This is a genomic window from Lentzea sp. (genome assembly GCF_035525475.1).
GTDB lineage: Bacteria > Actinomycetota > Actinomycetes > Mycobacteriales > Pseudonocardiaceae > Lentzea.
In genome coordinates this window covers 1-20947 of the sequence record NZ_DATLEC010000078.1, presented here as the reverse complement: position 1 = coordinate 20947, position 20947 = coordinate 1, and the positions used below count along the sequence as shown (strand labels likewise).

20 protein-coding genes are annotated in these 20947 nt (G+C 70.4%); 15 read left to right on the top strand and 5 right to left on the bottom strand.

The window, feature by feature from the left end; translation table 11 throughout:
• Nucleotides 1-3: 3 nt before the first annotated feature.
• The gene (locus tag VM306_RS13990) at nucleotides 4-1539 is read right to left on the bottom strand and encodes a DEAD/DEAH box helicase (RefSeq protein ID WP_325515122.1); all 1536 of its coding nucleotides are present in this window, start codon (nucleotides 1537-1539) and stop codon (nucleotides 4-6) included.
• A 267-nt stretch (nucleotides 1540-1806) separates the two neighbouring features.
• Here VM306_RS13990 and VM306_RS13985 point away from each other — a divergent pair, with 267 nt between their 5' ends.
• Both VM306_RS13985 and VM306_RS13980 read left to right on the top strand, forming a co-directional pair.
• The gene (locus VM306_RS13985) at nucleotides 1807-2448 is read left to right on the top strand and encodes a ferritin-like fold-containing protein (protein ID WP_325515022.1); all 642 of its coding nucleotides are present in this window, start codon (nucleotides 1807-1809) and stop codon (nucleotides 2446-2448) included.
• A gap of 43 nt (nucleotides 2449-2491) precedes the next feature.
• The gene (locus tag VM306_RS13980) at nucleotides 2492-2716 is read left to right on the top strand and encodes a DUF3107 domain-containing protein (protein ID WP_325515120.1); all 225 of its coding nucleotides are present in this window, start codon (nucleotides 2492-2494) and stop codon (nucleotides 2714-2716) included.
• A 56-nt stretch (nucleotides 2717-2772) separates the two neighbouring features.
• Here VM306_RS13980 and VM306_RS13975 read toward each other — a convergent pair whose 3' ends face one another.
• Both VM306_RS13975 and VM306_RS13970 read right to left on the bottom strand, forming a co-directional pair.
• The gene (locus VM306_RS13975) at nucleotides 2773-3087 is read right to left on the bottom strand and encodes a DUF4873 domain-containing protein (protein WP_325515020.1); all 315 of its coding nucleotides are present in this window, start codon (nucleotides 3085-3087) and stop codon (nucleotides 2773-2775) included.
• Complete coding sequence (locus tag VM306_RS13970; RefSeq protein WP_325515018.1) at nucleotides 3087-3770, bottom strand: TetR/AcrR family transcriptional regulator; 684 nt, start codon at nucleotides 3768-3770, stop codon at nucleotides 3087-3089. Before VM306_RS13970 ends, VM306_RS13975 begins: the two co-directional genes overlap by 1 nt.
• Before the next feature lie 61 nt (nucleotides 3771-3831).
• Between VM306_RS13970 and VM306_RS13965 the strand changes: the two genes are divergently transcribed.
• Both VM306_RS13965 and VM306_RS13960 read left to right on the top strand, forming a co-directional pair.
• A complete protein-coding gene (locus VM306_RS13965) occupies nucleotides 3832-4719 on the top strand; it encodes a diiron oxygenase (RefSeq protein ID WP_325515016.1) in 888 nt (295 codons plus the stop codon).
• Nucleotides 4692-5474, top strand: coding sequence for an alpha/beta hydrolase (locus tag VM306_RS13960; RefSeq protein WP_325515014.1), 783 nt, complete (start codon nucleotides 4692-4694; stop codon nucleotides 5472-5474). Before VM306_RS13965 ends, VM306_RS13960 begins: the two co-directional genes overlap by 28 nt.
• 51 nt (nucleotides 5475-5525) lie before the next feature.
• Here the strand turns inward: VM306_RS13960 and VM306_RS13955 are convergent, their stop codons facing one another.
• Nucleotides 5526-6347 carry an NAD(P)H-binding protein gene (locus VM306_RS13955; RefSeq protein WP_325515012.1) on the bottom strand — a complete coding sequence of 274 codons (822 nt, stop codon included), beginning with the start codon at nucleotides 6345-6347 and terminating at the stop codon, nucleotides 5526-5528.
• A gap of 56 nt (nucleotides 6348-6403) precedes the next feature.
• Entirely contained in the window at nucleotides 6404-7033 is a 630-nt protein-coding gene (locus VM306_RS13950; protein WP_325515010.1) for a TetR/AcrR family transcriptional regulator, read from the bottom strand.
• 126 nt (nucleotides 7034-7159) lie between these two features.
• Between VM306_RS13950 and VM306_RS13945 the strand changes: the two genes are divergently transcribed.
• The 11 genes from VM306_RS13945 (at nucleotide 7160) to VM306_RS13895 (ending at nucleotide 20946) form a co-directional block, all read left to right on the top strand.
• A complete protein-coding gene (locus VM306_RS13945) occupies nucleotides 7160-8113 on the top strand; it encodes an alpha/beta fold hydrolase (protein WP_325515008.1) in 954 nt (317 codons plus the stop codon).
• A gap of 40 nt (nucleotides 8114-8153) precedes the next feature.
• On the top strand, nucleotides 8154-9152 hold the full coding sequence (locus VM306_RS13940) for a DUF3152 domain-containing protein (RefSeq protein ID WP_325515006.1): 999 nt from the start codon (nucleotides 8154-8156) through the stop codon (nucleotides 9150-9152).
• A gap of 79 nt (nucleotides 9153-9231) precedes the next feature.
• The gene (gene moeZ / locus VM306_RS13935) at nucleotides 9232-10404 is read left to right on the top strand and encodes an adenylyltransferase/sulfurtransferase MoeZ (protein WP_325515004.1); all 1173 of its coding nucleotides are present in this window, start codon (nucleotides 9232-9234) and stop codon (nucleotides 10402-10404) included.
• 262 nt (nucleotides 10405-10666) lie between these two features.
• On the top strand, nucleotides 10667-11464 hold the full coding sequence (locus VM306_RS13930) for a TIGR02569 family protein (RefSeq protein ID WP_325515002.1): 798 nt from the start codon (nucleotides 10667-10669) through the stop codon (nucleotides 11462-11464).
• A gap of 105 nt (nucleotides 11465-11569) precedes the next feature.
• Complete coding sequence (locus tag VM306_RS13925) at nucleotides 11570-13501, top strand: molybdopterin oxidoreductase family protein (protein ID WP_325515118.1); 1932 nt, start codon at nucleotides 11570-11572, stop codon at nucleotides 13499-13501.
• A gap of 14 nt (nucleotides 13502-13515) precedes the next feature.
• Nucleotides 13516-14928, top strand: coding sequence for an FAD-dependent oxidoreductase (locus tag VM306_RS13920; protein ID WP_325515116.1), 1413 nt, complete (start codon nucleotides 13516-13518; stop codon nucleotides 14926-14928).
• 98 nt (nucleotides 14929-15026) lie between these two features.
• On the top strand, nucleotides 15027-16328 hold the full coding sequence (locus tag VM306_RS13915) for a nitrate/nitrite transporter (protein ID WP_325515000.1): 1302 nt from the start codon (nucleotides 15027-15029) through the stop codon (nucleotides 16326-16328).
• 112 nt (nucleotides 16329-16440) lie between these two features.
• Entirely contained in the window at nucleotides 16441-18909 is a 2469-nt protein-coding gene (nirB, locus tag VM306_RS13910) for a nitrite reductase large subunit NirB (protein ID WP_325514997.1), read from the top strand.
• The gene (nirD, locus tag VM306_RS13905; RefSeq protein ID WP_325514994.1) at nucleotides 18906-19217 is read left to right on the top strand and encodes a nitrite reductase small subunit NirD; all 312 of its coding nucleotides are present in this window, start codon (nucleotides 18906-18908) and stop codon (nucleotides 19215-19217) included. Before nirB ends, nirD begins: the two co-directional genes overlap by 4 nt.
• On the top strand, nucleotides 19214-20308 hold the full coding sequence (locus VM306_RS13900; RefSeq protein ID WP_325514992.1) for a uroporphyrinogen-III synthase: 1095 nt from the start codon (nucleotides 19214-19216) through the stop codon (nucleotides 20306-20308). The genes nirD and VM306_RS13900 overlap by 4 nt, the downstream gene beginning before the upstream one ends.
• Nucleotides 20260-20946 carry a sirohydrochlorin chelatase gene (locus VM306_RS13895; RefSeq protein WP_325514990.1) on the top strand — a complete coding sequence of 229 codons (687 nt, stop codon included), beginning with the start codon at nucleotides 20260-20262 and terminating at the stop codon, nucleotides 20944-20946. The genes VM306_RS13900 and VM306_RS13895 overlap by 49 nt, the downstream gene beginning before the upstream one ends.
• Nucleotide 20947: the final 1 nt, after the last annotated feature.

The following is a 20947-nucleotide window of genomic DNA, read 5'->3' as shown; positions in this document are numbered from 1 at the left end:
TGATCAGTCTGCCGAAGGAGCGGCCTGTTCGGCAGAGGTTCGGCGACGACGGCGCCTGCGCGGCTTGTCGGAGGCGCCGTCGTCGGACGGCTCGGACGCGGCCGGCTCGGCCTGCTGGCCCTCCTGCGTGACGCCGGCGCGGCTGCGCGTGCGCGACCGGGAGCGCTTCGGGCGGGTCTCCTCGCTCGACTCGGGAGCCTGCTCGGCACCGCCGGGAGTGGAACCGGAACCCGTGCGGCGACGGCGCTTGCGCTTGCCGGCGTCGAGGTTCTCCTCCTCTTCCGCGTCGAGACCGGCGCGGGTGCGGTGGCTCATCGGCAACCGGCCCGTCGAACCGGACGGGATGCCCAGGTCGTTGTACAGGTGCTCCGAGGTGGAGTAGGTCTCCACCGGCAGCGGCTGGCCGAGACCGAGCATGTCGTTGAGGGACGCCCAGCGGTGCGTCTCGTCCCAGTCGACGAACGTGACGGCGACACCCGTGCGGCCGGCACGGCCCGTGCGGCCGATGCGGTGGACGTAGGTCTTCTCGTCCTCGGGGCACTGGTAGTTGATGACATGCGTCACGTCGTCGATGTCGATACCGCGTGCCGCCACGTCGGTGGCGACCAGCACGTCGACCTTGCCGGCGCGGAACGCACGCAGCGCCTTCTCCCGTGCGCCCTGGCCCAGGTCACCGTGCACGGCGGCCGCGGCGAACCCGCGTTCGGTCAGGTCGTCCGCGACCTTCTGCGCGGTCCGCTTGGTCCGCGCGAAGACCATCGTCAGACCGCGGTCGCGGGCCTGCAGCGCGCGGGCCAGCATCTCCGGCTTGTCCATCGAGTGCGCGCGGTAGACGAACTGCGAGGTGTTCTCGTGCGTCTGGCCGGCGTCGTTCTCCTCGGCACGGATGTGCGTCGGCTGGTTCAGGAACGTGCGGGCCAGCGTGATGATCGGGCCCGGCATGGTCGCCGAGAACAGCATGGTCTGCCGCTCGTCGGGAACCATGTTCAGGATGCGCTCGATGTCGGGCAGGAAGCCCAGGTCGAGCATCTCGTCGGCCTCGTCCAGCACCAGCATGCGGACCTTGCCGAGCACCAGGTGGCGCTGTTCCGCCAGGTCGAGCAGGCGGCCGGGCGTGCCGATGACGACGTCGACGCCCTTGCGGAGCTGCGCGATCTGCCGCTCGTAGGGGATGCCGCCGTAGATGGCGGCGACCTTCACGCCGAGGTGGCGCGCCGCGTCGGTGAGGTCGTGCGAGACCTGGAGACACAGCTCACGGGTGGGCACGACCACCAGGGCCTGCGGGGTGCCGTCGCCGGGCAGGTCGACGCGGTGCAGCAGCGGCACGCCGAACCCGAGGGTCTTGCCCATGCCGGTGCGCGCCTGGCCGATGAGGTCGTCACCGGCGAGGGCGATGGGGAGCGTCAGCTCCTGGATGGCGAAGGTGCGTTCGATGCCGGCTTCGCCGAGCGCCTTGACGATCTCGTGACGCACGCCGAGTTCGGCGAACGTGGGGGACTCGGACTGCACCGGGGCGTCTGCCAGCAACGGGTGCGACATGTCGTCCTCGGGGACTCCGGCCTCGCTGTGCTCCAGCAGTACCGGGTCCAGATGTGCTTCTACTTCAGCGGTCAGGGTGATCAGCCTCTCTCGTACCAAGCGCGTACGAGCCCTGCCGGGCCTCTCGACCGCGCTCGACGAGCAGCTGCGGGAAAGGTGTACGCGCACCATTTCGTGCGCCTCGCGGCGGTTCGTCACACTCGTCACGCCGGGCGTCCGCCCCCATTCTACCTGGCAAGACACTTTTGACCACTAGAGTTCGGTCTCATGGGTGTTGCGGAGGGTGTTGTCGATCTTCTGGGAGCGCTTGCATACGGCGAGCTCTCGGCCTTCGACCGGATGACGGAGGACTCGCGTTCGGCGCCGACGCTGGCGGGCCGCGCCGCTCTGGCGCAGATGGCGGCGGCCGAGATCGGGCACTTCACACTGCTGCAGAAGCACCTCGCGACGGAGGGCATCACCGTCGAGGACGCGATGACCCCGTTCGTGAAGGGCTTCGACGCGTTCCACGAGTCGACGAGCCCCAAGTCGTGGCTCGAGTCGCTCGTGAAGGCCTACGTGGGCGACGGGCTGGCCGCCGACTTCTACCGCGAGATCGCCGAGTGGCTCGACGAGCCGACCAAGGAGCTGGTGCTCCACGTGCTCGCCGACACGGGTCACTCCGCGTTCGCTGAGCGCGAAGTCCAGGCCGCCGTCGAGTCCGATCCGCGGGTCCGCGACCGGCTCGCGCTGTGGGGCCGCAGGCTGCTCGGCGAGGCGTTGACGCAGGCCCAGTACGTGGTGGCGGAGCGGGACGGGCTGTCGGAGCTGATCATCCGGGGGTCCGGCGACCTCGCCGGGATCGGCCAGCTGTTCCGCCGGCTTCAGCAGTCGCACGCGCGGCGCATGACGCAGCTCGGCTTGGGCTAGGTAGGCTCGGCCGTAGATTTTTCTCTTGAGCACGGAGGTCAGCGTGGAGGTCAGGATCGGCGTCGCGGACAGCCCGCGGGAAATCGTCGTGACCAGTGAGCTCAACCCGTCCGAGGTCGAGGTTCTGGTGGCGGACGCGGTGTCCGGCAAGTCCAGCGTGCTGACGCTGGTGGACGTCAAGGGTGCGCGGTTCGTCGTGCCCGCTGGCCGCGTCGCGTACGTGGAGATCGGCCCGCAGGACTCGCGCAAGGTCGGGTTCGGCGCCTGAGGTTCGCACAGCGAGAAGCCCCGGCCGGGAGTTCCGGCCGGGGCTTCTCCTCATGATCAGTGCTCGACGGGTTCCTCGATCTTGTACGGCGGCGTCGAGATGCCGCCCACCCGGTAGCGGCCCCACGGGTCCTGGTCGGTCAGCGTTCCCTCGGCCTCACCGGTCGGGGTGCGCAGCACCGCGGTCCGCGCGCCCGCCTCGACACGGGTCGTGACCTCGTCGTTCTTCTTCACCCGGCCGTACCAGTGGTAGCGGCCGTCGATCGGCTGGAAGTAGCCCCGCAGCTCGACCTCCACCGCGACCTCGTCGGTGCCGAAGACGAGGGTCGCCGGACCGGTGTAGCCCTCTTCGTCGTGCTCGTGCTCGCTCATCAGTCCACCAATCGCAGCGGGGTGAGGGGCATTTCCGGGTCTGCCTGGACGCCGGCCGAGCGCAGCAGCCCGTCGATGGCGTGCCAGATGATCGTGGCGAGGTAGTCGCTCAGGTTCGCGCGGGACATGGTCTGGCGGTCCAGCCACCAGTCGCCCGCGTTCTGCACCATGCCGACGAGCGCGTGCGCCCACGGCTCGGCGCCGCCGGAGTCCATGTCGAACGCGCGCAGGTAGTCGCCGAGGATGCGGGCCAGGGTCGTCGCGATGAGGTTCTTGTCCTCGGCGACGACGTCCTTCTCCACCGGGCGGTCCACGAAGGAGCCCTTCACGACGAACCGGTAGAGGTTCGGGTTCTCCTCGATGACCGACAGGTAGGCGTCGACGATGCCCTCGATGCGGCCGCGGATCGGGCCCTCGGCCATCAGCGCGGGACCCATGCGGTCCATCAGCAGCTCGGTGGCCTTCTGGCCGACCGCCAGGTACAGGTCGGACTTGTCGGTGAAGTGCCGGTACAGCACGGGCTTGCTGACGCCCGCCTCCGCGGCCACGTCCTCCATGCCGACGTCGGGGCCCTTCCTGGCGACGGCGGCGATCGTGGCCTCCACGAACTCCGCCCTGCGCTGCTCGCGATGACCCTTCCACCGCTCACGTCGCGCGTCCGGCCCCTTGACAGTACGTGCCATGTGACGCACGCTACCAGAAGTAACCGTTACCTCAAGTAACACTTACCGGGGAGGGCAACCGATGAGGGTCGCCGATCGGGAGAAGACAGCGGAGAGGCTGCTCAAGTCGTCCGCGGAGAAGTTCTACGACCCCGAAGTGGACATCGACTGGTCCGCACCTCTGGCCGACGATCTCTTCTACATCCCTGAACAGCGCATTTCGCTCTACGGCACGCCCCTCTACGACTCGCTGACGCGCGAGCAGCGCATCGAGCTGTCGAAGCACGAGCTGGCGTCCATCGCGTCGGTGGGGCTGTGGTTCGAGCTGCTGCTCATGCAGATGCTGGTGAAGGTCGTCTACAACACCGACCCGACCACGCGGCACGCCCAGTACGCGCTGACCGAGGTCGCCGACGAGTGCCGCCACTCGACGATGTTCGCGCGCCTGGTCGAACGCGTCGGCTGCCCGGCGTACGGGCCGTCGAAGAGCACGCACCGCCTGGGGAAGCTGCTGCCGGTGATCGGCTACGGCCCCGCGATGTACGGCTCGATCCTGGTCGCCGAGGAGATCCTCGACCGCCTGCAGCGCGAGGCGATGAACGACGACACCGTCCAGCCGCTCGTGCGGATGGTGAACCGCATCCACGTGCTGGAGGAGGCCCGTCACGTGCGGTTCGCCCGCGAGGAGCTGCAGCGCGGCATGGCGGAGCTGAAGGGGTACGAGAAGCCGTACCAGAAGTGGCTCATCGGGTTCGTGTCGATGATGATCACGCGCGCGATCATCAACCCGCGGGTGTACGCGGCCGTCGGGCTGGACGTGCGCGAGGCGCACCGCCAGGCGCTGGCCAACCCGAAGTTCCAGGAGACCATCCGCTGGTCGGGGGAGCGGATCATGTCGTTCCTGGATGAGGCAGGACTCGTCGGAAAGCCGGGGATGCGCTCGTGGCGCCGCTCGTTCTTGATCGGCTGAACGTCGTCACGTCGGGGCAGGAGAGCTCCGGCGTGACCGCGGTCCTGCTGCACGGCTGGACCATGGACCTCACGACGTGGGACCGCGTGGCCTCGGCGTTGCCGGGGCGCGTGGTCCGCTACGACGTGCGCGGCCACGGGAAGTCGGAAGGCGGCACCGGCACGATCGCCGACCTCGCCGACGACCTGGCGGCGGTGCTGGAGGAACACGCTCCCACAGGACGGATCGTGCTGGCGGGGCACTCGCTGGGCGGCATGACGATCATGGCGCTGGCCGAGCAGCACCCCGAGATCTTCTCGCGCGTCTCCGGCGTGGCCCTGATCGCCACGTCGTGCGGAAACCTCCCCGCGCGGAGCGCGGTGGAGCGGCTCGCCGCGCGGTGGCTGGCCAAGCGGCCCAAGGTCGGGTTCGGCCGGGTGATCGCGCCGGGCCTGCGGGTGACGTTCGGCCGCCGGCCGCGGTGGGCCGACGTGCGGGCAGCCGCGGCGATGGCGGGCAACACGGCTGGGGCCGCGTTCGTCGGGATCCGCGAGGAGCTGACGCTGCACCAGCGCAAGGAGGCTCTCGCGGTGCTGTCCGACATCCCGGCCGTCGTGATGGCCGGCTCGTGGGACGTGCTCACGCCGATGCGGCACTCGCGGGTGCTGGCGGAGGCGTTGCCGTCCGCGCAGTTCGTGATCTACCCGAAGACCGGGCACATGCTGCCGCTGGAGCGGTCGGAGGACGTGGCCCGGCGAATCGCCGCGCTGATGTGAGACGGGGGAGCTTTCCCCGACCTGAGGTCGGGGAAAGCTCCCTCCTCGACCTCAGGCGAATGCCCCCGCGTGGTCGGCGGCCCACTGCCGGAAGGTCCGCGGCGGCCGGCCGGTGATCTCCTCGACGGCCGGCAGGACCTCCGACTCGTCGAGCGTGCCGTCGACGTAGAAGCGGAAGAAGGCGTCGACGTACTCGGCGGGCATCGCCGCACTCATCTCGGCCCGCGCCTCGTCGTTCGTCTGCGGGTGCAGGACGAGGTCACGGCCGAGCACCTCGCCGAGCACCCGCAGCCGGTCGGCGGGCAGCAACGACTCCGGACCGCTCAGGCGGTGGATCCGTCCCTCGTGGGCGGACGTGAGCAGGGCCCGGACGGCGACCGCGGCGATGTCGTGCGGATCGACGTTCGCGACGCGCACGTCCGCGAACGGCTCCCGCACCACGTCGCCCTCCCGCACCTGCGGGGCCCAGCGGAGCGTGTTCGACATGAACGCGCTCGGCCGCAGGAACGTCCACGGCACACCGGACTCCCGTACCGCGGCCTCGGACTCGGCCATGTAACGGGAAACCGCGTTGTCCGGATCGCCGTCGCCCGCGGAACCACCGGACAGCAGCACGACCCGTGCCACCCCCGCCCGGCGCACCAGCTCGAGCAACTTCGGCATGTTCCGGTAGCCGGGCAGCAGGAAGACCGCACCGGCCCCGTCGAGGGCGGGCTCGAGGCTTTCCGGTTCGTTCAGGTCGCCGACGACGGTCTCCGCGCCCGCCGGCGCCTCCCCGTTGCGCTGGAGTGCGCGCACCGGCTCACCGGCGGCGATGAGCGCCGCCACCACTTCCGCGCCGACGTTCCCCGTGGCACCGGTAACGAGAATCATGCTTCCCCCTCGGGCTGATGAGCCAAGGGGGAGACGCTACTCATCGTCGTGGAACGTCAGTGCTGGAGTGGGAAACCGCCACCGATGCCGCGCCACGCGAGGTTCGAGATCAGCGCGACCGCGTCCTCCTTCGGCACCCGGCGGTTGTCGGCGAGCCAGGACCGCGCCGTGACCTGCGAGAGCCCCACGAGGCCGACGGCCAGCAGGCGGGCCCGTTCGGGGTCCAGGCCGGCGTCCGCGGTGATGGTGTCGGTGATGGCGTCGACGGAGTCGGTGGTGGCGCGCTCGACGGCCTGCTGCACGGCGGGCTCGGAGCGCAGGTCGGACTCGAAGACCATCCGGAACGCCTGGCCCTCGCCGTCCACGAAGTCGTAGAACGCGGCCACGGCGGCGCGCACGCGCAGCTTGTTGTCCGACGTGGAGCCGATGGCGGTGCGGACACGGCCGACCAGTTCGTCCACATGGGACTCGAGCAGGGCCATGTACAGCTCGAGCTTGCCGGGGAAGTGCTGGTACAGCACCGGCTTCGACACGCCCGCGCGTTCCGCGATCTCGTCCATCGCCGCGGCGTGGTAGCCGTTGGTGACGAACACGTCCTGCGCCGCCGCGAGCAGTTGCGCACGGCGGGCGGTGCGCGGCAGTCGAACGCCCCTGCCAGCGGGTGCGCTCTGCGCCGTCTCCGTCATGGTGCCTCCAGCACGATCGATCCGGCCGTCGGTGCGGGGTTGCCGGACCGGGGCGTGAGCCAACCTTACTCGCTGGTAGCCGACATCCGGGAACCATCCGAGCCTTCTTTCCCGCATCCTGGTCCGGTGAGCACGTTCATCCCCGCCCCGCTGTCCCAGGCCGAACTCCCGCCGCTGGACACCTCGCAGCCGCCGTGGCCAGGCGAGTTCCACCGGATCGACGACCACGAGGTCCACGTCAGGGTCACGCCTGGTGACGGGCCGATCGCCGTCTACGTCCACGGCCTCGGCGGCTCCGCGACCAACTGGACCGACCTCGCCGCCCAGCTCACCGGCCACGTCCGCGGGTACTCGCTGGACCTGCCCGGTTTCGGGCGGTCGGAGCCGATCCCCGGCTACGACTTCAGCCTCACCACGCACGCCCGCACGGTGGTCAAGTACCTGGAGACGCTCGGCGAGCCCGTGCACCTGTTCGGCAACTCGATGGGCGGCGCGATCTCCGTCATCGTCGCCGCCACCAGGCCGGACCTCGTCAGGACGCTCACGCTCGTGAGCCCGGCCGTTCCCGACCTCAGGCCGCGCCTCGACCGCATGTCCGACCCGCGGATGGCGCTCACGGTCCTCCCTGTCATCGGGGCCAGGGTCCGCCGCGAGCTCGCCAAGCTGAGTCCCCACGACCGCACCCGCCAGATGCTCGAGCTGTGCTTCGCCGACCCCGGCGTGGTGCCCGACAACCGCATCGAGGAGTCGATCGCCGAGAACGAGGAGCGCGCCCGGCAGAGGTGGGCGGGGCAGGCGCTCAACCGCAGCACGTTCGGGCTCATGCAGAGCTGGCTCGTGCCAGGCCCGAGGTCGCTGTGGCGGATGCTGCCGCTGGTCAAGGCGCCCACGCTGGTGCTGTGGGGCGAGAACGACAGGCTCGTCAGCGTGCGGAAGGGCCCGCGCACGGCGCGGCTGCTGCCGAAGGGACGACTGCTCGTGCTGCCCAGGACCGGGCACGTCGCCCAGATGGAACGGCCCGCGACCGTCGCCAGGGCGGTGCTGGGCATGTGGGAGGCGGTGGACGAGCGCACATGGTGACGAACGAAGGCCGTACGGCGCGTGTGGGACCCTGGTGGGCGTGAATCGCGCCCCCGAGCGAGGACGTCCTGCTCCGCCCGCTGACCGCTACCGCCGCGGCGAGCGCCGGACCAGCGCGGAACCACTCGCGGCCGCCTGGGAACCCGACGCCACCGCCGCGCTGCGCAAGCCCCGGCAGCGCCGCGGCGTGAAGCGGCTCGTCGCCAGCTACGGCTGGCGGATCTACGCGATCCCGGTGCTGCTCGTGCTGACCGCGCTCGTGGTCCTCGACACGGTCCAGCCCAAGACGCCGGGCATCGGCGGTGACAACGGCAGCACGAACGCCGCCGAGACGCCCGCGAGCACGCCGGAGGCGCCCCCGTCCGAGCTGCCGCGCAAGAAGCCGGACCTGAAGATCCCGACCGCCGAGCTGCCCGCAGGGCCCGAGTTCTCGCAGGACGGCGTCGGCACGTTCAAGGTGATCGGTGGCAGCGGACAGCGCGTCGGCGAGGGGAACGCGCCGAAGTTCCGCAAGTACGCGATCGCGATCGAGGACGGCGTGAAGCCGGCCGACTACAACGACGACGCGGCGGCGTTCGGGCGCACGGTCGAGGGAATCCTGTCCGACCCGCGCAGCTGGATCGGCACCAAGCAGGTCGCGTTGCAGAGGGTCGAGGCGAACCAGAACCCCGACTTCGTCGTGACGCTGGCCACCACGAAGACGACGCACACGCTCTGCGGCAAGGAGATCCCGTTCGAGACCTCCTGCTTCAACCCCGGTCAGAAGCGCGTGGTCATCAACGTCGCCCGCTGGGTGCGCGGAGCCATGGTCTACGGCTCCGACCTGGCCGGATACCGGACGTACGTGATCAACCACGAGGTCGGCCACGCCCTGGGCAGCGGCCACGCGGCCTGCGCGGAGGCCGGCGCTCCGGCACCGGTGATGATGCAGCAGACGTTCGGCGTCTCGAACGACTTCGTCTCGCAGCTCAACGCGGGCCAGGACGTCGTGCCGACCGACGGCAAGGTGTGCACGCCGAACGCGTTTCCCGCAGGCTGAGACGGCTTTCCAACCGGGAAGAGCCGAGGCAGGGTAGACGTTGTCTCGGACACGGAGACATTCGTCGAGGAGGACCAGCATGGCGCTTCCGCCGCTCGTTGAGCCAGCCGCGGAGCTGACCAAGGAAGAAGTCGCGCGCTACAGCCGTCACCTGATCATCCCGGACGTCGGGGTGGACGGGCAGAAGCGGCTGAAGAACGCGAAGGTGCTCGTCGTCGGCGCGGGCGGCCTGGGCAGCCCGGCACTGCTCTACCTGGCCGCGGCCGGAGTCGGCACGCTCGGCGTCGTCGACTTCGACGTCGTGGACGAGTCGAACCTGCAGCGCCAGGTCATCCACGGTCAGTCCGACGTCGGCCGTCCCAAGGCGGAGTCCGCCAGGGACTCGGTCGCCGAGATCAACCCGTTCGTCAAGGTCGTCCTGCACCAGACGCACCTGAACTCCGAGAACGCGCTGGAGATCTTCCGCGACTACGACCTGATCCTCGACGGCACGGACAACTTCGCCACCAGGTACCTGGTGAACGACGCCGCGGTGCTGCTGGGCAAGCCGTACGTGTGGGGTTCGATCTTCCGGTTCGAGGGCCAGGTCAGCGTCTTCTGGGAGGACGCCCCGAACGGCCAGGGCCTCAACTACCGCGACCTCTACCCGGAGCCGCCGCCCCCCGGCATGGTCCCGTCGTGCGCCGAGGGCGGCGTGCTGGGCGTGCTGTGCGCGTCGATCGGCTCGATCATGGTCACCGAGGCGATCAAGCTGCTCACGGGCATCGGCGACCCGCTGCTGGGCCGCCTGATGGTGTACGACGCGCTGGAGATGTCGTACCGGACCATCAAGATCCGCAAGGACCCGGAGTCGCCGAAGATCACCGAGCTGATCGACTACGAGGCGTTCTGCGGTGTCGTGTCCACGGACGCGCAGCAGGCGGCGGCGGGCAACACGATCACGCCGCTCGAGCTCAAGCACAAGCAGGAGTCCGGCGAGGACTTCCTGCTGGTGGACGTCCGCGAGCCGCACGAGTACGAGATCGTGAGGATCCCGGGCTCGGTGCTCATCCCGAAGGACAAGATCCTCTCGGGTGAGGCGTTCTCGCAGCTGCCGCAGGACAAGCCGCTGGTGCTGCACTGCAAGTCCGGCGCCCGGTCGGCGGAGGCCCTCGCGGCGCTGCACAAGGCGGGCTTCTCCGACGCCGTGCACGTCGGTGGCGGTGTCCTGGCGTGGGCCCGCGAGGTGGACCCGAGCCTGCCGACGTACTAACGCGAGTTCGTGCCGGTCGTCCGGTCAACCGTTCTCGTCGGATTCGGCGTAGCCCGATTTGATGAAAACGATTCGGCCGGACGACCGGCTTCTCGACGAGCTCGCCGCCATCTGAGGAGCAGTGGCCATCGAACACTGGTGCTTTTGGGTGCTGTTGCACTCGAAAGCACCTATCAACTGTTCGGCTTTTCGGGTGGCGGCGCGAATCACGGCGTGTCATGGTCCACCACCCAGAAGGCCTAAACAGGTAGCGTGCCGAGCCGTGACCCGCACCCCCGAACCGCCCCCAGCGCACGTGCGTGCGGCGTTCGGGGCACGTGACGCCGACCCGGAGCTCATCGACGGCGGCCCGGCGTGGCGTTGCGGTGACGCGACGATCCGCCCCGCGCCCAAACCGGCCGAGGCCACCTGGATCGCGAAGACCCTCGACGGCCTCGACGTGCCGCACGTGCGCATCGGCCGTCCGCTGAGATCCACCGACGGCCGGTACGTCGTCGGCGGCTGGTCGGCCACCAAGTTCCTCGCCGGTCGTGCCGAGGCGCGTCACGACGAGGTCATCTCCGTCGCCCAGCGCCTGCACAACGCCACGGCCGAGCTGGCGAAGCCCCGTTTCCTCGAAGCGCGCACGGACGTGTTCGCCGTCGCCGACCGCCTGGCGTGGGGCGAGGAGGACGTGCCGCTCGAGGCCGACCTCGGCGGCAGGCTGTTCGACCTGCTCAAGGAGTACCAGAAGCCGATCAACCTCAAGCCGCAGGTCGTGCACGGCGACCTGTTCGGCAACGTGCTGTTCGCGGGCGACGCCCAGCCGGCCGTCATCGACTTCACCGCGTACTGGCGTCCCGCCGAGTGGGCCGCCGCCGTGGTCGCGGTCGACGCCGTGGCGTGGGGCGGCGCGGACTCCGGGCTGTTCCACCGGTGGAGCCACCAGGCCGAGTGGGAGCAGTCGCTGCTGCGCGCGGTGCTGTTCCGCCTCGCCGTGCACGCGCTTCACCCGTTGTCAACGCCCCAGTCCTTTGCGGGCTTGGAACGAGCTGCTCACCACGTCACCTCCCTGCTCTGAGCGACCCAATTTCCCGGCACGAAACATTGCGGAGCATCGGGTTAACGCGCGCTTCTTAGCGTCAGCGGCGTGACCCATTGCCCTTACTGCGCGCTGCAGTGCTCCATGAGCGTCATCGACGGCCAGGTGGCTCCTGGCCCCGGTGGGCTGTGCCAGAAGGGCTGGACGGCGGGGGAGCTGCTGCGCCACCCCGGCCGCCTGACCACGCCCCTCCTGCACGGCGAGCCCGTCTCGTGGGACGAGGCGCTGGACTTCGTCGCCGCGCGGATCCGCTCCTACGAGCCCGACGAGGTCGCCGTGTTCGGCGGCGGCGGGCTGACCAACGAGAAGGCCTACGCGCTCGGGAAGTTCGCCCGCGTCGCCCTGAGGACCTCGCAGATCGACTACAACGGCCGGTTCTGCATGTCGTCGGCCGCGGCGGCGGGCACCAAGGCGTTCGGCCTGGACCGGGGGCTGCCGTTCCCGCTGACCGACCTGCGGTCCGCGGACACCGTGCTGCTCGCGGGCTCGAACCCGGCCGAGACGATGCCGCCGTTCCTGCGGCACCTGGAGGGGCCGCGGCTGATCGTCATCGACCCGCGCCGCACGCCCACCGCGGAGCGCGCGACGCTGCACCTGCAGCCCGCGCCGGGCACGGACCTGGCGCTGGCGCTGGGGCTGCTGCACACCGCGGTCATCGAGGGCGTGATCGACAAGGAGTACATCTCCTCCCGCACCACCGGCTTCGACGACGCGTGGCGGGTCGCGGCGCAGTGGTGGCCCGAGCACACCGAACGCGTCACGGGCGTCTCGGCGGCCGACCAGCGCGCCGCCGTGGAGATGCTCGCCGGACGGTCGTACATCCTGACCGGGCGCGGGTCGGAGCAGCACGCGTCCGGCACCGACACCGTGTCGGCGTGGATCAACCTGGCGCTGGCGCTGGGCCTGCCGGGCCGCGCCGGGTCCGGGTACGGCTGCCTGACCGGGCAGGGCAACGGCCAGGGCGGCCGTGAGCACGGGCAGAAGGCCGACCAGCTGCCCGGTTACCGCAAGATCGACGATCCCGCCGCGCGCCAGCACGTCATGGACGTCTGGGGCGTCTCGTGGCTGCCGGGACCGGGCCGCAGCGCGTACGAGCTGCTGATGGCCGAGGACGTCAAGGCGATGCTCGTGTTCGGCAGCAACCCCGTCGTGTCCGCGCCGCGGGCGTCCGGGGTCGTCGACCGGTTCGAGGAGCTGGACCTGCTGGTGGTCGCGGACTTCGTGATGTCCGAGACCGCCGCGATGGCCGACGTCGTGTTCCCGGTGACGCAGTGGGCCGAGGAAGACGGCACGATGACCAACCTCGAAGGCCGGGTCCTCCGCCGCCGCAAGGCGCTCGACCCGCCGCCGGGGGTCCGCAGCGACCTCGACCTGCTGAACGGGCTCGCGTCGCGGCTCGGCGTCCCGAGCGGGTTCCCCGTGGTGCCGCAGGAGGTCTTCGAGGAGCTGCGCAGGGCGTCCGCCGGCGGGCTCGCCGACTACTCGGGCATCACCTACGAGCGGCTGGAGACCGAACAGCTGCACTGGCCGGTGCCGTCCACCGGCCACCCCGGCACGCCGAGGCTCTTCCTCGACCGGTTCGCGCATCCCGACGGCCTCGCGCGGTTCGTCCCGGTCGACCACCGCGGCCCGGCCGAGCCGCCCGACGACGAGTTCCCGTTGCAGGCCACCACCGGACGGGTGTTGCAGCACTACCAGTCGGGTGCGCAGACGCGGCGGATCGGCGAGCTGATGAAAGCGGTTCCCGAGATGTACGTGGAAGTGCACCCGGACACGGCCGCGCGGGCGGGACTCGAACCCGGCGCTCCCGCGCACGTCGTGTCCAGGAGGGGACGGGTGACGGCCGTCGTGCGGTGCGTGCCGAGCATGCGCGCCGACGCGGTGTTCCTGCCGTTCCACTTCCCCGGTGACGGGCGGGCGAACCTGCTCACCAACCCCGCGCTCGATCCCACGAGCCGGATGCCCGAGTTCAAGGTCTGCGCGGTGCGATTGGAGCAGGTGTGCGACGAATCGTGATCGTTGGCTACGGCATGGCGGGCGCGCGGCTGGCGGACGAGCTGCGCCGCCGCGACCCGGACATCTCCATCACCGTCGTGGGTGCGGAACCGCACCCCGCCTACAACCGGGTGCTGCTCTCGACCGTGGTGGCGGGGGCGATGACACCGGAGTCGACGCGCCTGCACGACGAGTCGTGGGCAACGGAGCACGACATCGACCTGCGGCTGGGCAGCGAGGTGCGGGAGATCGACCGCGCGTCGCGCACGGTCGTGGTCGGCAGGGCGGACGAGGCCGGTGAGACCGTTCCGTACGACGCCCTCGTCCTCGCCACCGGCAGCAACCCGTGGGTCCCGCCCGCCGAGGGCCTCCTCGAGGACGGCAAGCTCGCGCCCGGCGTCGTCGCCTTCCGCACCCTCGACGACTGCGCCCAGATCGAGGCCAGGGCCCGCAAGGGCATGCCCGTCGTCGTCCTCGGCGGCGGCCTGCTCGGTATCGAGGCCGCCCGCGGCCTGGCCGGACGAGGGTGCCTGGTCACGGTCGTCCACCCCGTCGGCCACCTCATGGAACGCCAGCTCGACCCCGGCGCCGGCGGCGTGCTCGCCCGCACCCTGGGCAAGCTCGGCATCGAGTTCCGGCTCAACTCGCTGGCCGCCAAGTACCTCCCCGGCGACGGCCTGGTCCTCGACGACGGCACGCACGTCCCCGCCGACCTCGTCGTGGTGTCCGCCGGTGTGCGCGCCGAGACGTCCCTGGCCGTGAAGGCCGGGCTGACGGTCGACCGCGGCATCGTCGTCGACGACGCGTTGCGCACCAACGACCCGCGCGTGCACGCGATCGGCGACTGCGCGCAGCACCCCGGCACCGTCTCCGGCCTGGTGCAACCCGCCTGGGACCAAGCCGCCGTGCTCGCCGACCGGCTGACCGGCGCGAACCCCGCCGCCCGCTACCGGGGCACGTCCGTCGTGACGCGGCTGAAGGCGCGTGACGTCGACCTCGCCGCGTTGGGCGACGTCCACACCGACGTCGACTGCCCCGACTCGGAGGTCCTGTGCTTCCAGGAGCCCTCGCGCGGCCGGTACGCCAAGCTCGTGCTGCGCGACGACCGGGTGGCGGGCGCGATCGTGATCGGCGCACCGGACGCCGCCGCCACGATCACCCAGCTCTACGACCGCGGGATCCCCGCGCCGACCGACCGGCTCGCGCTGCTGCTCGGCCGCGCCCTGCCCGCGGAGGCCGCGTCACCGGCCGACCTGCCGTCCAGCGCGGTGATCTGCCGGTGCAACACCGTCTCCAAGGGACAGATCGTGTCGGCCTGGCGCGCGGGCGCGGAGACGATGCCCCAGATCGCGGAGGCCACCCGCGCGACGACGGGCTGCGGTGGCTGCAAGGACGCGGTGTGCGGACTGCTCGACTGGCTCGGGGCCTCACAGCCGCAGCCGGCGTGATGTGCGGCGGAGTTGCCGCCGCCGTCACCGGCCAGAACCGGGAGGTAATGCCCGGTGCCCAGGATGTTCGCAGTCGCCGACCCCGCGGAGGAAGTTTCATGAGCTGGATCGACCACTGGGAACCGGAGAAGCCCGAGTTCTGGGAGTCCACCGGGAAGCGGATCGCCCGCAAGAACCTGGCGTTGAGCATCTTCGCCGAGAACCTCGGGTTCAGCGTGTGGGTGCTGATGAGCATCGTCGTCGTGAGCCTCGGCTCCGTCGGCTTCGACTTCAGCGTCGGCCAGCAGTTCTGGCTGCTGATCGTGCCGAACCTGGTCGGCTCGCTGCTGCGGGTGCCCTACACGTTCGCGGTGCCGAGGTTCGGCGGCCGGGTGTGGACGACCATCAGCGCCGGGCTGCTGCTGATCCCGTGCACGATGCTCGCCTACGCGGTGGCGACGCCGGGCACGCCGTACTGGTTCTTCCTGCTCACGTCGGCCGCGATGGGCCTGGGCGGCGGCAACTTCTCGTCGTCGATGGCGAACATCTCGTTCTTCTACCCGGAGGGCAAGAAGGGCCTGGCGCTCGGCATGAACGCCGCCGGCGGCAACCTCGGCGTCGCGATCACGCAGCTCATCGTGCCGTTCGTCATCACGATCGGTACCGGGATCCACCTCGCCTACGCGGCGCTGATCTGGATGCCGTTCATCGTGCTCGCCACGGCGTTCGCGTGGTTCTTCATGGACAGCCTCACGCAGGCCAAGCCGGACGGGCAGTCGTACAAGCTCGCCCTGTCGAACAGGCACACGTGGGTGATGTCGTTCCTGTACATCGGCACGTTCGGCTCGTTCATCGGCTACTCGTTCGCGTTCCCGTCGCTGATCAAGCTCAGCTTCGTCGACCACAAGGGCTGGGTGGCGCTCGCGTTCCTCGGCGCGCTGATCGGCTCGGTGGCCCGCCCGTTCGGCGGCTGGCTCGCCGACCGCGTCGGTGGCGCGAAGGTGACGCTCGGGACGTTCGTCGGGCTCGCGATCGGCACCATCGGCGTGATGGTCAGCGTCGACTCGCGGAACTTCGGGCTGTTCTTCGGCTCGTTCATCGCGCTGTTCGTGCTGGCGGGCGTGGGCAACGGCTCGACGTACCGGATGATCCCGGCGATCTTCCGCACCCAGTCGGACGACGACAAGTCCGCGAAGCGCCAGGCCGCCGCCGTGGTCGGCATCGCGGGCGCGGTCGGCGCGGCCGGAGGGGTGCTGGTCAACCTGGTGTTCAAGTTCTCGCTGGAGGGCTCGAAGACGCTGACGCCCGCGCTGACCGCGATCCTCGTCTTCTACGCGCTCTGCCTGGGCACCACGTGGTGGTTCTACCTGCGGCGCAAGGTGTTCGCGGCGCGTCCGTCGCTCGCCTACGCGGGCGTGTGACGCACACCGCTCTGATCTGCGGAGAGAGTTTCCTTTAACACTCGCGAAATATCGCGGACCTTGGGATGACACGCCGCCCGGTGAGCATACCGGGCGGAAGGAGGGATGCCCGATGGCTGAATCGACTCCTGGGACCCTGGTCGTGATCGGCAACGGCATGGTCGGTCACCGGCTCGTCGAGATCCTTCGCGACTCGTCCTGGCGGATCGTGGTGTTCGGTGAGGAATCACGCCCCGCCTACGACCGGGTCGCGCTGTCGTCCTACGTGGACACGTGGAGCACCGCCGACATCGAGCTGGCGCCGCTGACGGGGTGCGAGCTCCGCCTCGGCGAGAAGGCCGTCTCGGTCGACCGCGACCGCCGCGTCGTCGTCGGTGCCTCCGGCATCGAGGTCGAGTACGACGTGCTGGTGCTGGCCACGGGGTCGGTGCCGTTCGTGCCGCCGGTTCCCGGCCGCGACCTGCCCGGCTGCCACGTCTACCGGACGGTCGACGACCTGGACGGCATCCGCGCCACCGTCGAGGCCGCCTCGCGGCCCGGCCGGCGGTCCGGAATGGTGCTCGGCGGTGGCCTGCTCGGCCTGGAGGCCGCCAACGCGTTGCGCGGCATGGGAGTCTCGCCGCACGTCGTCGAGCTGGCGCCGCGGCTGATGCCGATCCAGGTCGACGAGGGCGGTGCCGGGCTGCTCAAGCGCCTGGTCGAGAAGCTCGACCTGACCGTGCACACCGGGACCTCCGCCTCCTCCATCGAACGCGACGGGACGCGGTTGATCGCCAAGCTCGCGAGCGGGCTGGAGCTCGACCTCGACGTCGTGGTGTTCAGCGCGGGCATCCGCCCCCGGACCGACCTCGACCTGGGCCTGGAGCTGGGCCCGCGCGGTGGTTACCTGGTCGACGCGGCCTGCCGGACGTCCGATCCGCACGTGTTCGCGATCGGCGAGTGCGCTTCCGTGGAAGGCGTGGCGTACGGGCTGGTCGCGCCGGGGTACGCCATGGCAGAAGTGGTCGCGGACCAGATCTCCGGCGGCACTCGGGTGTTCCCGGGCGCTGACATGTCCACGAAGCTGAAGCTGCTCGGTGTGGACGTGGCGTCGTTCGGCGACGCGCACGCCGCCACCGAGGGCGCGCTGGAAGTCGTGGTGAACAACGCCGTCGCCGGCACCTACAGCAAGCTCGTCGTGTCGGACGACGCACGCACGTTGCTCGGCGGTGTGCTGGTCGGTGACGCCTCGGCGTACCCGTCACTGCGGCCGTTGGTGGGCAAGGAGGTTCCGGCCGCCCTGTTGCAGCCGGGCGCCGCCGTGGACGTCGAGATGCCCGCGGACGCGCAGGTCTGCTCCTGCCACGCGGTCACCAAGCAGACGATCACCGACGCGATCCAGGCCGGCGTCGCGTGCGACGTGGCCGAGCTGAAGGCGTGCACCAAGGCGGGCACGGGCTGCGGCTCGTGCGTGCCGATGCTGAAGAAGCTGCTCACCGAATGCGGTGTCGAGCAGTCCAAGGCGTTGTGCGAGCACTTCGGCCACTCGCGGGCCGAGCTGTTCGAGATCGTCCGGGCGACGCGCATCACGACCTTCTCGTCGCTCATCGAGAAGCACGGCACCGGACGTGGTTGCGACATCTGCAAGCCCGCGGTGGCCTCGATCCTGGCGTCGCTGGGCAACGGGCACATCCTGGGCGAGACGCAGGTGTCGTTGCAGGACACCAACGACAGGTACCTCGCGAACCTGCAGCGCAACGGCACCTACTCGGTCGTGCCGCGCATCCCCGGCGGGGAGATCACGCCGGAGAAGCTGATCGTCATCGGCGAGGTGGCCCGCGACTACGGCCTCTACACGAAGATCACCGGTGGTCAGCGCATCGACATGTTCGGCGCGACCGTCGACCAGCTGCCCGAGATCTGGCGGCGGCTGGTGGACGCAGGCTTCGAGTCGGGGCACGCGTACGGCAAGTCGTTGCGCACGGTGAAGTCCTGCGTCGGCACGACGTGGTGCCGCTACGGCGTGCAGGACTCCGTGGGGCTGGCCATCGAGCTGGAGCTGCGCTACCGCGGCCTGCGGTCGCCGCACAAGCTCAAGTCCGCCGTCTCCGGCTGTGCCCGCGAATGTGCCGAGGCGCGCGGCAAGGACTTCGGCGTGATCGCCACCGAGAACGGCTGGAACCTCTACGTGGGCGGCAACGGCGGCTTCACGCCGCGACATGCGGACCTGCTGGTGTCCGATGTGGACACCGCGGAGCTGATCCGCGTCATCGACCGGTTCCTGATGTTCTACATCCGCACCGCGGACCGGTTGCAGCGCACGTCGGTGTGGCTGGAGGGGCTCGACGGCGGGCTCGACCACCTGCGCGAGGTCGTGGTCGAGGACAAGCTCGGCATCTGCGCCGAGCTGGAGGCCGCGATGGAGTCCCACGTCTCCGACTACGCCGACGAGTGGCGCGGTGTGCTGGAGGACCCGGAGAAGCTGGCGCGGTTCACGTCGTTCGTCAACGCGCCCGGCACCCCCGACCCCTCGATCTCGTTCCGCGACGAACGGGGCCAGCGCGTTCCCGTCTCCCTGGGCATCCCGGAGGTCGTCAGGTGATCGTCTGTGACTTCGACGTGCTGCGCCCCGAGCAGGGCGTCGCGGCCCTGCTCCCCGACGGCTCGCAGGTGGCGGTGTTCCTGACCGCGGACGGGGCGGTGCACGCGCTGGACAACATCGACCCCTTCAGTGGCGCGGCGGTGCTGTCCCGCGGCATCGTGGGCGACCGCGGCGGCGTCCCCGTGGTGGTGTCACCGGTGTACAAGCAGGCCTTCGAGCTGGCGACCGGCAAGTGCCTGGAAGAGCCGTCGGTGTCCGTCGCGGTGCGCCGGGTGCGCGTGCGCGACGGCGTCGTGGAGCTGACATGACGGGACCGCTGGCGGGCTTCACCATCGGCGTCACCGCGGCCCGCCGCGCCGACGAGCTCATCGCCATGCTGGAACGCAAAGGCGCCACGGTGCTGCACGGACCCGCACTGCGGATCGTGCCCCTGCCCGACGACGCATCGCTGCACGAGGCCACGTCGGCACTGGTCGCCGCACCGGTGGACGTCGTCGTCGCCACCACCGCCATCGGCTTCCGCGGCTGGTTCGAGGCAGCCGAGGGCTGGGGCCTGGCCAACCGCCTGCACCGCGCGCTGTCGTCGGCGGTGGTGCTGCCCCGCGGCCCCAAGGCCAAGGGGGCGGTCCGCGCGGCGGGCCTGGTGGAGACCTGGTCGCCGTCGTCGGAGTCGAACGCCGAACTGCTGCAGTACCTGCTGCGGATGGGCGTGGCCGGGAAGCGGGTGGCCGTGCAACTGCACGGCGAACCGTTGCCGGACTTCGTGAACACCCTCGCGGCCGCCGGCGCCGAGGTTGTGGAGATCCCGGTCTACCGGTGGGAGCCACCGGCCGACGTCCGGCCGTTGGAGTCCCTGATCGACGCGGTGCTCGGCGGCCAGGTGGACGCTCTGACGTTCACCAGCGCGCCGGCCGCGGTCTCGGTGCTGCGGACGGCCGGCGCTCGGCACGCCGCGCTGGTGGAGGCGTTGCGGCGCAACGTTCTCGTGGTCGGCGTCGGTGCCATCACCGCCGGCCCGCTGGTCGCAGCCGGGATCCCCGTCGTGCAGCCTGTCCGGTCCCGGATCGGTTCCATGGTGCGGGAGCTCGCCGTCGAGCTGCCCGCGCGCGCCACCCGGTTGCGGATTGCTTCGCGTGAGATGGAGATGCGGGCTTCCGCCGTGGTGATCGATGGAGAGCTCCGGCCTGTCGCTCCCGCGCCCATGGCCGTGTTGCGCTCGCTCGTCGCCGCTCGCGGGCGGGTTGTGTCCCGGCAGGAGTTGCTGGCCGCCTTGCCTTCCGGCGGTGAGGAGCACGCCGTGGAGACCGCTATCGGGCGGTTGCGGACCGCCCTGGGATCGCCGCAGATGGTGTGCACCGTGGTCAAGCGTGGTTACCGGCTGGATATGGAGCCTGCGTGAAGCTTGTTCTGGCTTTTCACGGCACTCGTGACCCGCGTGGGGTCGCGGTGTGCTCGGAGATCGCTTCGATGGTTGCCGCCGCTGTGGATGTTCCCGTGGTGGTCGCCTATGCGGATGTCCTGCAGCCTGATGTCCGGTCGGGTGTCGATGGACCTTGTGTCGTGGTTCCCGTTTTCCTGGCTGCCGGGTACCACGTTCGGGTCGACATTCCCGCGCAGATCGGTGCGCGGTCCGATGTGGTCGTGACCCCGCCGTTGGGGTTGGATGCTGTGCCTGCCGTTCGGGATCGGTTGCGTCAGGCCGGTTTCCGTCGTGGGGATGTCGTTGTGTTGGCCGCGGCCGGGTCTTCTGATGCTCGGGCGTTGGCGGACGTTCGGCGGGCGGCTTCGTTGGTGGGGGCTTCTGCTGTCGGGTACGTGGCTACCGCTTCGCCCCGGGTCGCTGATGTTGTCGCCGGGATTGTCGGGCGGCGGGTTGTGGTTGCTTCCTGGTTGTTGGCGCCTGGGGCTTTTCACGGTTCGCTTGCCTCTTGTGGCGCTGATGTGGTCGCCGGGCCTGTCGGGGCGCATCCGTTGGTGGTTGATGCCTTGGTGCGCAGGTATTACGGGGCTCGTGGGGTGTTGTCGCGGTCGGCTTGAC

What these genes read in the sequence shown, in the direction of transcription:
- nirB (WP_325514997.1), top strand. Translation starts at nt 16,441, where the DNA reads ATGGCTGAATCGACTCCTGGGACCCTGGTCGTGATCGGCAACGGCATG.
- VM306_RS13950 (WP_325515010.1), bottom strand. Translation starts at nt 7,033, where the DNA reads ATGACGGAGACGGCGCAGAGCGCACCCGCTGGCAGGGGCGTTCGACTG.
- VM306_RS13965 (WP_325515016.1), top strand. Translation starts at nt 3,832, where the DNA reads ATGAGGGTCGCCGATCGGGAGAAGACAGCGGAGAGGCTGCTCAAGTCG.
- VM306_RS13920 (WP_325515116.1), top strand. Translation starts at nt 13,516, where the DNA reads ATGGCGGGCGCGCGGCTGGCGGACGAGCTGCGCCGCCGCGACCCGGAC.
- VM306_RS13925 (WP_325515118.1), top strand. Translation starts at nt 11,570, where the DNA reads ATGAGCGTCATCGACGGCCAGGTGGCTCCTGGCCCCGGTGGGCTGTGC.
- VM306_RS13955 (WP_325515012.1), bottom strand. Translation starts at nt 6,347, where the DNA reads ATGATTCTCGTTACCGGTGCCACGGGGAACGTCGGCGCGGAAGTGGTG.
- moeZ (WP_325515004.1), top strand. Translation starts at nt 9,232, where the DNA reads ATGGCGCTTCCGCCGCTCGTTGAGCCAGCCGCGGAGCTGACCAAGGAA.
- VM306_RS13985 (WP_325515022.1), top strand. Translation starts at nt 1,807, where the DNA reads ATGGGTGTTGCGGAGGGTGTTGTCGATCTTCTGGGAGCGCTTGCATAC.
- VM306_RS13975 (WP_325515020.1), bottom strand. Translation starts at nt 3,087, where the DNA reads ATGAGCGAGCACGAGCACGACGAAGAGGGCTACACCGGTCCGGCGACC.
- VM306_RS13990 (WP_325515122.1), bottom strand. Translation starts at nt 1,539, where the DNA reads ATGTCGCACCCGTTGCTGGCAGACGCCCCGGTGCAGTCCGAGTCCCCC.
- VM306_RS13970 (WP_325515018.1), bottom strand. Translation starts at nt 3,770, where the DNA reads ATGGCACGTACTGTCAAGGGGCCGGACGCGCGACGTGAGCGGTGGAAG.
- VM306_RS13915 (WP_325515000.1), top strand. Translation starts at nt 15,027, where the DNA reads ATGAGCTGGATCGACCACTGGGAACCGGAGAAGCCCGAGTTCTGGGAG.
- VM306_RS13900 (WP_325514992.1), top strand. Translation starts at nt 19,214, where the DNA reads ATGACGGGACCGCTGGCGGGCTTCACCATCGGCGTCACCGCGGCCCGC.